The 12,360-nt window shown below is 69.8% G+C and carries 10 protein-coding genes; 6 read left to right on the top strand and 4 right to left on the bottom strand.

The features are described 5' to 3' along the window. Complete coding sequence (locus ACEVFP_RS11015; RefSeq protein ID WP_374999510.1) at positions 1-1,407, bottom strand: wax ester/triacylglycerol synthase family O-acyltransferase; 1,407 nt, start codon at positions 1,405-1,407, stop codon at positions 1-3. A gap of 57 nt (positions 1,408-1,464) precedes the next feature. On the opposite strand from ACEVFP_RS11015, the gene ACEVFP_RS11020 reads away from it, so the two are divergent. Both ACEVFP_RS11020 and ACEVFP_RS11025 read left to right on the top strand, forming a co-directional pair. Continuing rightward, positions 1,465-2,733 carry an alpha/beta hydrolase fold domain-containing protein gene (locus tag ACEVFP_RS11020; protein ID WP_374999511.1) on the top strand — a complete coding sequence of 423 codons (1,269 nt, stop codon included), beginning with the start codon at positions 1,465-1,467 and terminating at the stop codon, positions 2,731-2,733. Between the two features lie 140 nt (positions 2,734-2,873). Continuing rightward, positions 2,874-4,523: a 4Fe-4S binding protein gene (locus ACEVFP_RS11025; protein ID WP_374999512.1), complete on the top strand. Its 1,650-nt coding sequence runs from the start codon at positions 2,874-2,876 to the stop codon at positions 4,521-4,523. A gap of 17 nt (positions 4,524-4,540) precedes the next feature. Here the strand turns inward: ACEVFP_RS11025 and ACEVFP_RS11030 are convergent, their stop codons facing one another. Further along, on the bottom strand, positions 4,541-6,685 hold the full coding sequence (locus ACEVFP_RS11030; RefSeq protein ID WP_374999513.1) for an acyl-CoA dehydrogenase family protein: 2,145 nt from the start codon (positions 6,683-6,685) through the stop codon (positions 4,541-4,543). Positions 6,686-6,776: 91 nt separating this feature from the next. Here ACEVFP_RS11030 and ACEVFP_RS11035 point away from each other — a divergent pair, with 91 nt between their 5' ends. Continuing rightward, positions 6,777-7,373 carry a TetR family transcriptional regulator gene (locus ACEVFP_RS11035; RefSeq protein ID WP_374999514.1) on the top strand — a complete coding sequence of 199 codons (597 nt, stop codon included), beginning with the start codon at positions 6,777-6,779 and terminating at the stop codon, positions 7,371-7,373. 46 nt (positions 7,374-7,419) lie between these two features. Here the strand turns inward: ACEVFP_RS11035 and ACEVFP_RS11040 are convergent, their stop codons facing one another. Together ACEVFP_RS11040 and ACEVFP_RS11045 are read right to left on the bottom strand one after the other, a co-directional pair. Continuing rightward, on the bottom strand, positions 7,420-8,487 hold the full coding sequence (locus ACEVFP_RS11040; protein ID WP_374999515.1) for a diacylglycerol kinase: 1,068 nt from the start codon (positions 8,485-8,487) through the stop codon (positions 7,420-7,422). Then, the gene (locus ACEVFP_RS11045) at positions 8,484-9,281 is read right to left on the bottom strand and encodes an SDR family oxidoreductase (RefSeq protein ID WP_374999516.1); all 798 of its coding nucleotides are present in this window, start codon (positions 9,279-9,281) and stop codon (positions 8,484-8,486) included. The genes ACEVFP_RS11040 and ACEVFP_RS11045 overlap by 4 nt, the downstream gene beginning before the upstream one ends. Positions 9,282-9,397: 116 nt before the next feature. On the opposite strand from ACEVFP_RS11045, the gene ACEVFP_RS11050 reads away from it, so the two are divergent. From ACEVFP_RS11050 to ACEVFP_RS11060, 3 genes are all read left to right on the top strand, one after another. Then, entirely contained in the window at positions 9,398-10,240 is an 843-nt protein-coding gene (locus tag ACEVFP_RS11050) for a thioesterase family protein (protein WP_374999517.1), read from the top strand. A gap of 1 nt (position 10,241) precedes the next feature. After that, entirely contained in the window at positions 10,242-11,009 is a 768-nt protein-coding gene (locus tag ACEVFP_RS11055) for an SDR family NAD(P)-dependent oxidoreductase (protein WP_374999518.1), read from the top strand. A 119-nt stretch (positions 11,010-11,128) separates the two neighbouring features. Further along, on the top strand, positions 11,129-12,295 hold the full coding sequence (locus ACEVFP_RS11060) for a hypothetical protein (protein WP_374999519.1): 1,167 nt from the start codon (positions 11,129-11,131) through the stop codon (positions 12,293-12,295). Positions 12,296-12,360: the final 65 nt, after the last annotated feature.

Below are 12,360 nucleotides of genomic sequence, written 5' to 3' on the forward strand. Positions count from 1 at the left end.
TCAGGTGTCGAGCATGGCCGCCCCCATCGCGTCGAGCTCGTCAGCAAAAGCGTCGACGAGGTCTCCGGGCGTGGGCACCAGCTCGCTGCAGGCGATGGCGCCGATGTGGAGCTCGCCGTTGTTGCTCATCACGGTGATGTTCAGCCCGGCACCGTGGAAGATGGGGCCGAGCGGATAGAGGGCGTCGATGCGGGCGCCCATGAAGTACAGGGGGATCGGCGGGCCGGGCACGTTGGAGACGACCAGGTTGTGGATGACCGGTGCTCGCTCGACGAGCCTCAGGTCGGAGACCAGCCTGACGGCCAGACCGAACGTGCGCGGTGCGGCGAACTCGGCCCACTCCTGGAGGGTGTCGGCCGGCACCGCCTCATGGTGCTCCTTTGCGTTCGCGTTCGCCACCGACATCTGCACGATCCGCTCGCGAGGATCGTCGACGTCGGTACCGAGCCGGCAGAAGATCGACGACACCTTGTTGCGCCCCCCGAGGCGCCGAGACTCCTCTCGCACCGAGACGGGGACGGTCGCGAGCAGCGACGCCTCCGGCAGCTCGCCCCTGTCCAGAAGGTATCGCCGCAGAGCGCCGCCGGCGAGCGCGAGCACGACGTCGTTGACCGTCGCGCCAGGCACGGCCTCCTTGACCTGCTTGACCTCATCGAGCGGGAGGTCGGTGAACGCGATGCAGCGGTGGCCGGTGACGGTCCGGTTGAACGATGTGCGCGGTGCGGTCAGGGGTGCCGCCATCGCCGTCCCCCGGCGCGCCCGGCTCGCGGTCTCCACCACCGAGCGCGCCGTGGGCGTCACCAGCCGCGCCAGCTGCCAGGGCTTGGCGAGCGTCGACACGATGCCGCGGCCGACCAGCTCCAGGTCCGACGGCACCCGGCCCGACGCCCCTGCGCCGCCGCTCGCAGGGGCGTCGAGCGGTGGTGTATCGGGCTCCAGGCTGCACAGGTGGGAGAGCATGTTCGAGCCGGAGACGCCGTCGACCGCGGCGTGGTGCATCTTGGAGAACACGGCGAGCCGGCCGTTCGCCAGACCCTCGATGACGTGCATCTCCCAGAGTGGTCGCGACCGGTCCAGCGGGATGCCGGCGAGGTGTCCGGCCAGCTCCGACAGCTCCCGCTCGCCCCCCGGTGACGGCAGGATGAGTCGATGGACGTGCCGGTCGATGTCGAACTCGTCGTCGGCCGCCCACAGCGGGAAGTCGATGCCACCGGGAACCAGCCTGAGCTTGCGGTTGAACATCGGGACGTCGCGTACACGTCGGGACAGCTCGGCCTTGAACCTGTCGAACTCATAGCCGCCGGGGACCGTGGCGGGGTCGAGCACGATGAGCCCGCACACGTGCATCAGCTGAGCGCCGTTCTCCAGGTACAGGAAGCTGGCGTCCAGCCCACTGAGCCGATCCATGATCGGTACTATAGGCCGATTGGAACACGTTCTATCCGCGGTGAGGTGGGTGCGCAGATGTCCAAGGGATATGCCCGACGCCAGGCCGTGCTCGCCGCCCTGGCCGCGAACGCCGTCCGCCCCGCTCCGAGCGGATGGGCCGGGATCCCCGGCTTCGCCCTGGGCTGGCCGGTCAGCGAGCTCGCACCGCACCTGCTGGGCGCGAGCATCGTCGACACGGCTGCGGAGCTGACCGTGCGGCGCAAGCGGTCCGGGGTGTCGTGGGCGGGACTGCTCGCCGCAGGCGCGGTGGCTGGCCTGCTGGGATCGGCCATCGCCGGCTCGCGGCGGGTCGGCACCCAGCTGGACGAGGCGCTCCGGGAGAACCTCGGTGAGAGCTACCTCGACTCACTCGATCTCCCCGGCGCCCTGGACCTGAGCCTGCCGCGAGGCTCGGTCGCCCGGCCGTTCCGCCTGCGGCAGCGCGGTGTCGAGTGGATCCGCGACGTCCCCTACACCGAGGGCGGACGCAAGGCCAGGCTCGACATCTACCGGCCCGAGGACCGCGACCTCACCGACGCGCCGGTCCTGATCCAGGTGCACGGCGGCGCCTGGACGATCGGCGCCAAGGAGCAGCAGGGCCTCATCCTGATGAACCGGATGGCACAGCAGGGCTGGATCTGCGTCGCCGTCAACTACCGCCTGGCTCCCAAGTACCCGTTCCCCACCCAGATCATCGACGTGAAGCGGGCGATCGCGTGGGTCCGCGAGAACATCCAGCAGTACGGCGGTGACCCGTCGTACGTCGCGATCACCGGCGGGTCGGCCGGCGGCCACCTGGCGTCACTGGCGGCGCTCACCCCCGGCCTCGAGGAGTACCAGCCGGGGTTCGAGGACTCCGACACCACCGTGTCGGCCTGCGTTCCATTCTACGGCGTCTACGACCTTGCCGGCATCACCGAGCGGCCCGCGGCGATCGCGCTGCGGGACCGCTTCCTGGCCCCGCGCGTGTTCGGCAAGGACCCCCGCACCGATCTCGAGCAGTTCGTCAAGGCCTCTCCCCTGGCCCACGTCGACGAGCACGCGCCCGACTTCTTCGTCATCCACGGGCGCAACGACTCCCTGGTGCCGGTGCACCAGGCCCGCGACTTCGTGGCCAGGCTGCGCGAGCAGTCCGGCTCGACGGTCACCTATGCCGAGCTCCCTGGCGCGCAGCACGCCTTCGAGGTCTTCTCCTCGATCCGGAGCCAGCACGCCACCGCCGCGGCCCAGCGCTGGCTGCAGTGGCACCGCGCGACGAAGGGCTCGGCGATGTCGAGCCCGGTGCTCGCGGCGAGCTCTTCATAAAAACTGGAACACGTTCTAGTATGGGCGATCATGATCTCCCCCTCGACCGAGCGCCGTCCCCGGTGCCCGGACATCTCGACCGACGTCGCCTCCCGCGACGCACCCGTCGCGCGCGCCGTGGCTGCCGGGGACCGTCGACGATGACGTACGTGATCACGCAGTCGTGCTGCAATGACGCCTCATGCGTCGACGTCTGCCCGGTCGACTGCATCCACCCTGCTCCCGACGACCCGGGGTTCGCCACGGCGGAGATGCTCTACATCGACCCCGGCGAGTGCATCGACTGCGGTGCGTGCGTGCCGGTCTGCCCGACCGCAGCGATCTACACCGACTTCGAGCTCCCTGACCACCTCGGGGAGTACGAGAAGATCAATGCCGACTACTTCAGCTGGGTCGGTGACATCCCCGCTCCCGCACCGCCGCCGGACCCCGGGCCGCGCGTCACCGAGCAGGACGTGCCCCTGCGCGTCGCGATCGTCGGGTCCGGCCCCGCGGGCTGGTTCCTGTCCGAGGCGCTCACCGAGACCCGCGTCGCCGACGTCGAGACCACGGTTCTCGACCAGCTCGCGACGCCCCACGGCCTGGTGCGCCACGGCGTCGCACCGGACCACCTCACCACCAAGGGCTCGACGGACATGTTCGACACCCTGGCCCGCCACCGGCGGACCACGCTGCGGCTCAACGTCGAGGTCGGCCGGGACGTCTCCCACCACGACCTGCTCCAGCACCACCATGCCGTCGTGTACGCCACCGGCGCGCCCGAGGGCAGGACGCTCGGCATCCCCGGCGAGGACCTACGCGGTAGCCATTCAGCCGCCGATCTCGTCGGCTGGTACAACGGCCACCCCGACCACGTCGACCTCGATCCCCCGCTGACCGGCGAACGAGCGGTCGTCATCGGCAACGGCAACGTCGCGCTCGACATCGCCCGGGTCCTGCTGGCCGATCCGGACGTCCTGCGGGACGCCTCGGACATGTCACCGCACGCCCTGGCCGCCTTGACCGCGTCCGGCATCCGCGAGGTGGTGCTCGTGGGCCGCCGTGGTCCCGAGCACGCGGCGTTCACCACGCCCGAGCTGTTGTCCCTGGTGAGCCATCCCGACATCGACGTCGTCGTCGACCCCGACGACCTCGATCCCCTGACCGACGTCGAGGACGGCGATCGGACGGCGGCGACGTACGCGGCCCACCAGAAGGCGTCGCTGCTGCGGCGGGCCGCCCAGGCTCAGACCGGCGCCGCGAGACGGCTGGTGCTGCGGTTCGGCCTCACCCCACAGGAGGTGCTGGGCGACGAGCAGGTCAGCGCACTGGTGCTGGCCCGGACTGGCGAGCCCAAGGAGACCGAGACGCTCGAGGCCGCACTGGTGCTGCGCGCCACCGGCCACCGTTCGATCCCGGTCGGCGAGGTCCCGTTCGACACCGAGGCGGGCCGGTTCACCCACGACGCGGGACGCGTGCTCGACCCGCGCTCCGGTGAACCGGTTCCGGCCACGTACACGACCGGGTGGGCGAAACGCGGCTCCACCGGCGTGATCGGCACGAACCGGACCTGCGCGGCCGAGACGGCGGCCACCCTTCTCGACGACTACCGCGCCGGACGTCTGCCCGACCCGGAGGGCGACGCTGCGTCGTTCGACGCACTGCTGCGCGAGCGGTCCACGACCTTCGTCGACCTCGCCGGCTGGCGGCGACTGGACGGCCACGAGCGCGCCGAGGGCGAGGCCGCCGGCCGTCCGCGGGTGAAGGTCAGTGATCCCGAGGAACAGGTCCGGATCGCGATCGGCCCGTGACTGGTGGCACCGCACGGTCAGCTGCGCGGTAGGCCAAGGATCCGCTCGGCGGCGACGTTGCGCAGGATCTGCGTCGTGCCCCCGGCGATGGACAGGCACCGGGTCAGCAGCATCTCGTGCACGTCTGCGGCAGTGGCCGCATCGTCGGCGAGCAGGGCCTGCGGACCGTGCAGGTCGACGACGAGCTCGGAGGCGTCCTGGCGGTTGCGGACACCGAGCAGCTTGGCGACGCTCGACTCCGGTCCCGGACCGCGACCGGCGATCGAGCGAAGCGTCGAGCGGACGCCGAGCAGCTGGCACACCGTGGCCAGTGCCACCTGGTGGCCGACTCGTGCCACATCGGTGTCGTGCCAGGGCTGAGCCGCGCGGTCGCCGACCAGCTGCACGGCGCGCTCGGTGCTCTGGCCGAGCTTCGTGCCGGCCATGGCGACGCGCTCGTTCGCCAGTGTGGTGCGGGCGAGCCTCCAGCCGCCGTCCACCTCGCCCACGACGCACTCGTCGGGGACGAAGACGTCGTCGAGGAAGACCTCGTTGAACATGGCGTCGCCGGTCATCTCCCGCAGCGGGCGTGTCTGGATGCCGGCGCTCGCCATGTCGAGGAGGAAGTAGGTGATCCCGCGGTGGCGGGGCGCCTCACGGTTGGTCCGCGCCAGGCAGATGGCCCAGTCCGCCTCTTGTGCGAGGGAGGTCCACACCTTCTGTCCGGTCAGCCGCCAGCCGCCGTCGGCGCGGACGGCACGGGTGCTGAGCGCTGCGAGGTCCGAACCCGCTCCGGGTTCGCTGAACAGCTGGCACCAGGCGATCTCACCGAGCAGCGTCGGCATCACGAACCGCTCACGTTGCTGGTCCGTGCCGTGCTGGATGATCGTCGGCACCGCCCAGCCACCGATGGCGAGGTCGGGTCTGGTCAGACCGGCGCGGGCCAGCTCCTCGTCGACGACGAGCTGCTCCACCGGGCCAGCGTCCAGGCCGAAGGGTCGCGGCCAGTGCGGTGCCAGGAAGCCGGCTCGGGCCAGGGCGGATCGGTGCTCCTGCTCGGGCAGTGCGGCAATGGCGGTCACCGCGGCACGGGTGTCCGCGCGAACCTCGACGTCCGCACCGTCGACGTCGATCTCGTGGGCGCGACGTTGACCGTCGACGGCGCGACGGGTCAGGCTCACCGCGCTCCGCTCACTACCCCCGGTCGTCGCGGTGACCGTGGTGCGCAGGGAGATGGCCCGCCGCAGGTACAGGTGGGCATCGTGCTCGAACGTGAAGCCGATGCCACCGAGCACCTGGATGCAGTCCTGTGCGACGGACACGGCTCCGTCGAGCGCCACCGTGGCGGCCACGTCCGCGGCGAAGTCGGCCTGGTCCGGCTCGCCCGAGACGGCAGCGACGCCGAGGTCCCACGCGACGGCGGCGATCGACTCCGTGGTCTCCAGCATCACGGCGCAGAGGTGCTTGACCGCTTGGAACGAGCCGATCGGTGCACCGAACTGCTCACGCACCGTGGCGTGGGCGACGGCCGTGTCCAGGCACCACTGAGCCACCCCGGCCGCCTCCGCCGACGCCAGGGCGACCAACACGCGGCGCACGCGGGCGGTGTCGAGGTGCGGCAGCGGCGTCACGACGTCGGCCGCTGCCTCGACCCGAACCCGCCCCGAGCGGCGGGACAGATCGAGCCCGACCACGGGTTCGGCCGTCCACCCGGCGGCATCGACGAGCACCCAGTCGTCGCCGGACGGCGCGAGGAGCCAGCGGGCGCCCACGACGTCGAGCGCCGCGTCGAGAGTTCCGCGTGCGCCGGACTCGTCGACGGTGAGTGTTCCGGACGGTGCCACGGCCATGCTGTCGCCGCCGGCGAGACGACGACGAACCTCGGGATCGTCGACGACCTGGCCGCCCAGGGTGGTCCCGAGGATCGGCCCGGGGACCAGGCCGTGGGCCGCCTCCTCGAGTGCGACCAGCTGGTCGAGCAGGTCGCCTCCGCCGCCACCGTGCTCCGCCGGGAGTGCGATGCAGGGCAGACCCAGCTCGAGGACGGACTGCCACTCCTTGTCGAACGGTGCTTGCGGGTCGACCTCGGCCTCGCGCACCGCAGAGGGTCCACCGAGTGCCGTCGCCCAGCTGCGCAACGTGGCGCTCAGCTCGAGGTGGTCGCGCGTCACTGCGATCGGCATCCGCGTCGCCTCCCGGCCATAGAACGTGTTTCAATCATATCGACGGTCGGCGTGCCGATCGTGGCGACGATCCCGGACAGGAGATACTGACATGGTGAGCACTGCGACCAAGACGCCCGGCTCGAGCGCCCAGCGCGAACGTCGCCGCCGCATCCTCGCCGCCGCCCTCGCGCTGGCGGACGAAGGCGGGTTCGACGCCGTGCAGATGCGCGAGGTCGCCGATCGGGCGGGGGTCGCGCTGGGGACGCTCTACCGCTACTTCCCCTCCAAGATCCACCTGCTGGTCTCGGCCCTGGGCGACCGGTTCGAGCGTGCCGAGGAGCAGACGCGCAGCCGTCCGGTGCCGGGCAAGACCGCGCCCGACCGCGTCATGCGCGTGCTCGGCGGAACGACCAAGGCCCTGCAGGAGCAGCCACGGCTGACCGAGGCACTTACCCGGGCCTTCATGTTCGCCGATGCGTCGGTCACTGACGAGATCCACGACGTCGGCATGAAGCTGACCGCGATGATCACCCACGCGATCGACGGCACCGACGTGGCGCGTGAACCCACCGAGGAGGAGGCAGCCATCGTGCGCGTCATCTCCGACGTGTGGCTCTCCGCCCTGATGGGCTGGGTCACCGGTCGCACCCCGGCGGAGGACGTCACCCGCTCCATGGACGTCGCGGTCCGCCTGCTGCTGCGCTAGCGGAACGCGCCGGCGCGTGGGATGTGTGGTCATCGACGGGTGAGGCTCAGGCCCCGATCAGGCCCTTGCCGGTGACGAGCGGCAGGTCGAGCGAAGTGACAAGGCCCGGCTCGGCGTCCACGACTGCGGGGATCGCGTTGACGATGCGCATGGCGGTCGCCTTGAGCCCGGCGGTGTTGTGGTCGCCGTCGCGGCCGAGCAGCTGCAGGTCGACGGTGTAGTTGGGCTCTCCCGTGATCTCCACGCGGTAGCACCCCTTGCCGGCCGGCTGGGGCCAGTGGGGGGCGACGTCGTCGTGGACGCGCGTGACGTGCTCGAGCACGATGGCGTCCTTGCCGTCGACCTTGCCGCGCAGCTCGAAGCGCAGCCCGGCCACCGTGCCCTCCTCGATGGTGCCGCTGTCGATGTCGAAGGTCTCCGTGGCCGGGACCCGCTCGTAGAACTCCTCGACCTTCTCCAGCTCCACGCCCAGCCCGGCGGCGATCTGGTGCACGACGCTGCCCCAGGCCATGGTCAGGATGCCGGGCTGCAGGATCATCGGGACGTGGTCCATCGGACCGCCGAATCCCATCACATCGAAGACGATCATCCCCTGGTCGTACGTGTTGTAGTTGAGGATCTCCGAGCAGCGAACCTGCTCGATGCGCTCGCTGATGCTCGTCAAGGACAACGGCAGCCAGTCGTTGGCGAAGCCGGGGTCGACGCCGTTCACGTAGAGCGAGACGCCACCTTCCAGGGCTGCCTTCTTGACGCCGTCAGCCATGTCGAGCGCCGGACCGGACGGGTAGGACAGGAACACCGGCCCTGCCGAGACGACGTTGATGCCGGCCCGGAGCAGGCGCTCGAGATCGCTCATCGCCTCGAAGATGCGGTCGTCGGACATGGCGGTGTGGACCACGCAGTCCGGCTGCAGCGCGATGATCTGCTCGACGTCGTTCGTGGCGAGGACCCCGAGGTCGCGGCCGAGGTCGGCGAGGCGGCCCGCGTCCTTGCCGACCTTGTCAGGGTTGGAGACCCAGACGCCGACCAGCTCAAGGTCAGGGCGGGCGTCGATTCCCGCGATGGCGTTCTTGCCGACGTTCCCGGTGCTCCACTCGACGACGCGAATGCTCATGCTTCTCCTAGGTCCGGCAACCCCATGTCGAGGTTGGGTTGATCGATGCCTCCGTCGACCTCCAGCACCTTTCCGGTGAGGTAGGCGCCGGCGGCGCTGGCGAGGAACAGGACGGTGGCGGCGATGTCGTCGGGCTCACCGATGCGGCGCAGCGGCGTGCTGGCCTCCATCTGCGCGGTGAGCCCCTCGTCGCCGGTGACGATCTCGAGGGCGGACGTGGCGACCGATCCGACGGCGACCGCGTTGACGCGGACCCGGGGGGCGAGGTCACGCGCGGCGAGGCGGGTCCAGTGCGAGAGGGCAGCCTTGGCGGTGCCGTACGCCAGGTAGCCACGGCCACTGACCCGGCTCAGGACGGAGGAGATGTTGACGACGGCCGCGCAGTCGCTGGCCAGGAGGTGTGGCAGGGCGGCCCGGGTCAGGGCGTGTGCCGTGGACACGTTGAAGTGGAAGGCGTCCTCGAGGGCCCGGACGTTGGTCCGCTCGAACTCTCGCGGCATCGTCCCGCCGACGTTGTTGATCACCACGTCGAGACGACCGAGGGCGTCGGCGGCAGTCTGCGCGAGGGCCGCCGCCTGGTCGGTGTCGGACAGGTCGGCCGCGACGATGACCGCCTTGCGGCCCATGCGCTCCACTTGCGTGGCGACGTCCTTGAGCTGGCTCTCGGTGCGAGCGGCCAGGACGACGTCGGCCCCCGCCTCGGCGAGGGCGAGCGCACTGGCTGCGCCGATCCCACGCCCTGCTCCGGTGACCACGGCGACGCGGTCGTCGAGCCGGAACCTCTCAAGCACCATGCAGGGACGGTACCGCATTTCTGTAACACGTTCTAGTTCTTGCACCTTGGCGATGCCGCGAGGGTGATTCCGGGACTGCCCCCGCATGCGCTCGGGCCGCCTGACAGTCTGTGTCCATGCCCTTGGCCATGTTCACCCTTGACGGCAACCAGCTCGTCCCCGCAGAGGTGGCTCGCAGCATGTGGAGCCACGACCAGATGCACGGGGTCGCCATCAGCGGCGCCCTCGCGCGTGGCCTGGAGCTGCGACTGGCCGAGATCGGCCGCGCCGAGCTCCGTCCCGCTCGCTACACCGTGGACCTCTTCCGTCCGGCGTCGATGGCGCCGTGCACGGTGGAGACCGAGGTGGTCCGGGAGGGTCGTCGCCTCTGCCTGATCGACGCATCACTCCTGCAGGACGGCGAGCGCGTCGCCCGCGCGACGTGCATCTTCCTGCTGCCCACGGAATCGCCGGGCGGAGACGTGTGGACCCCGGTCGACCATCCGCAAGCGCCTCCGAGTGACGTCGTCCCGGTGAGCGAGGAGCCGCGGGTGCCGTTCTTCACCAGCGACGTGCCGTGGTCACAGTCGTTCGCCGACCACCAGAACGCCGGGCGCAAGCAGACGTGGCAGACCGGCCTTCGCGTCGTGGAGGGTGAGGACGGGACGCCGTTCCAGGCGGTGGCGAGCGTCGCCGATGCGACCAGCATGGTCGTGAACTGGGGCACCGAGGGCGTGCAGTACATCAACACCGACATCACCCTCGCGCTCGCCCGGACGCCCGTGGGTCGAGAGATCGGGCTGTCGGCCACCGACCGGGTGGAGCACGACGGCATCGCCGTCGGAACGGTCGAGGTGTTCGACCGCGCCGGGGCCCTGGGGACCGCGATGGTCACGGCGCTGGCGAACGGCGCTCGACCCATCGACTTCGAGAACGTCGAGTTCGACGACGACGGCGGCCGCCGGACCGGGAAGGACTGACATGGCAGCGGACACCGCAGGCAGGGCGGACGTCGCCCTCGTCACGGGGGGCTCCGGGGGCATCGGCTCGGCGGTGTGCGCCAGGCTCGCCGCCGACGGCACACCGGTGGCGTTGACCTACCGCTCACGCCGCCCCGTCGAGGTCATCGAGGCCGTCGAGGCAACGGGCACGGCGGTGCTCGCCGAGCAGGTCGACGTCGGCGACCCCGAGGCCCTGGAGCGGTTCGTCGCGCGGGTGGACCAGGAGCTCGGCAGGCTGCGTACCGTCATCCACTGCGCCGGCCCGCACGTGCCGATGGTCCACCTGTCGAAGGTCAGTCCAGAGCAGTTCGCGGAGCAGCTGGACAGCGACGCGAGCGGGTTCTTCAACGTGGTCCACGCGACGCTCCCGCTGCTGCGCGCCTCGCAGGGCTCCGTCGTGGCGGTCACCACGGCGGCGACGACGCGCTTCCCCGTGCGCGACGGGCTCTCGTCCGGTCCGAAGGGCGCCGTCGAGGCGCTCGCTCGCGCCTTCGCGGCCGAGGAGGGCCGGTTCGGGGTTCGGGTCAACTGCGTCGGCCCCGGGATGCTGACCGACGGCATGGCCGAGCGGCTGATCGCCTCCGGCGACCTCGACGAGCGTGCGCTGGAGCAGGCGCGCAGCAACATCCCCCTGAGGACGTTCGGCCGCGCCACCGACATCGCCGAGGCCGCCTGCTTCCTGGCCTCGGAGCGCGCGGGCTTCATCACCGGTCAGAAGCTCGACGTCGACGGCGGCTACGGCATCTGACCGAGGTCGTTGGACGCGCAGCGATCCCTGTCGCCGTGGCTCGGATACTCCCCCAGTTCGCCCGTTGGACGCCTGCCGCGCTGGATGCCCTGCGTGAGACGGCAGGACGCTACGGCGGCGTGATCACCACCTACCAGTTGGCCGATGAGCAGCGCCGCACCTGGATCGGCGATCTCGTGGAGATGATCGCCCTCGCCGCGAAACTCACGCAGCGCAGTGCTCACCAAGACGGCAGAGCGCACGAGGACGACCGTCTGCCCGACCTGCTTCACCGCCCTGCCTACCACGGGCCAGTGCGACTACTGCGACTGAGTTACCCTCGCTGCATGCCCGACGCGACCGGTGACTCCGTCGATCGGTTTCTGCGCCTCACCCGTGAGATGCTCGACCGCCCTGACTATCTACTTCCAATGGCAGCGGCGCAGATCCAGTTCCGTCGTGACAATTATCAGATGGCTTCGGCCTCGATGCTCGAAGACATGTTCTTCGACACACTCGGCACCTACCTGCGAGAGAGCAGGCCCGCTGAACAACTGGAACGTCGTTCGGGGAAAGAACTCTGGGATTACTCCCTCAACGGCCTGCGGATCAGCCACAAAGAAGCTGTGCGTCCGAGTCTTTCCATCTGGTGGACCAGCGGCGTCAAGGTCGACGGAAAGTGGTTCCCCCGCGAGGAGTACCAGACCTACACATCGCCCCACCCAATCGCGCTAGTGCTCTCTGGGCCCGTCACCTTCCGAACCGGTGTCGCGGCGAACAACTTCGCTAGCGAGGTCGAACTCTCCGGCCCAACTGGAGCGCGAAAGATTGCGAAGTTGAGCGCGCCCAAGAGACAGTACGCAACTCTGCTCTCCTACCTCGGAGATGAAGCAACAGTCGAGGAGACATGGTCTTTGGACGAGTGGCGAGGAGCCCGGTTCCATGACCTTTGGCCAATACTTGGCGGACCCGGGATCGGGGCTCGAGATGTCTGGCTTACTCGGAGCGGCGAGCCGTTGGCCGTGGGCACCAAGTTGACGGTTCCACCGCAAGCCCTCCTGCCCGGCATTTACGTTCTGAGCACAGATCAACTCGTCGACGTGCCGATGATCGCCAACAACCGAGCACATTCCTTCGACTCCGCGGCACTCCAAGAGAAACTCTTGGAATCACGCCAACGTAATCAGTTCGCCCACTTCCCCTTGTGGTTCGCGACATTCACAGAGTCCCAGCCGCCCAACTTGTACGCGCAACAACGAAGAGAGTACGAGAGTCTCTTCGCCGCGCGACAGATCGTGGAAGAGTAGTTAAGGTCCATGTCAGCGATCAACCCGGGCGGGCGAGAACCAGACAGGGTGCCTCCGGCCGATTT

The sequence above is a fragment of the Aeromicrobium sp. CTD01-1L150 genome, from assembly GCF_041951745.1.
Classification (GTDB): Bacteria; Actinomycetota; Actinomycetes; order Propionibacteriales; family Nocardioidaceae; genus Aeromicrobium.

Excerpts from the sequence above, each read along its gene's own strand:
- ACEVFP_RS11035 (WP_374999514.1), top strand. The coding sequence starts at position 6,777 with ATGGTGAGCACTGCGACCAAGACGCCCGGCTCGAGCGCCCAGCGCGAA.
- ACEVFP_RS11040 (WP_374999515.1), bottom strand. The coding sequence starts at position 8,487 with ATGAGCATTCGCGTCGTCGAGTGGAGCACCGGGAACGTCGGCAAGAAC.
- ACEVFP_RS11030 (WP_374999513.1), bottom strand. The coding sequence starts at position 6,685 with ATGCCGATCGCAGTGACGCGCGACCACCTCGAGCTGAGCGCCACGTTG.
- ACEVFP_RS11020 (WP_374999511.1), top strand. The coding sequence starts at position 1,465 with ATGTCCAAGGGATATGCCCGACGCCAGGCCGTGCTCGCCGCCCTGGCC.
- ACEVFP_RS11025 (WP_374999512.1), top strand. The coding sequence starts at position 2,874 with ATGACGTACGTGATCACGCAGTCGTGCTGCAATGACGCCTCATGCGTC.
- ACEVFP_RS11015 (WP_374999510.1), bottom strand. The coding sequence starts at position 1,407 with ATGGATCGGCTCAGTGGGCTGGACGCCAGCTTCCTGTACCTGGAGAAC.
- ACEVFP_RS11050 (WP_374999517.1), top strand. The coding sequence starts at position 9,398 with ATGCCCTTGGCCATGTTCACCCTTGACGGCAACCAGCTCGTCCCCGCA.
- ACEVFP_RS11055 (WP_374999518.1), top strand. The coding sequence starts at position 10,242 with ATGGCAGCGGACACCGCAGGCAGGGCGGACGTCGCCCTCGTCACGGGG.
- ACEVFP_RS11045 (WP_374999516.1), bottom strand. The coding sequence starts at position 9,281 with ATGGTGCTTGAGAGGTTCCGGCTCGACGACCGCGTCGCCGTGGTCACC.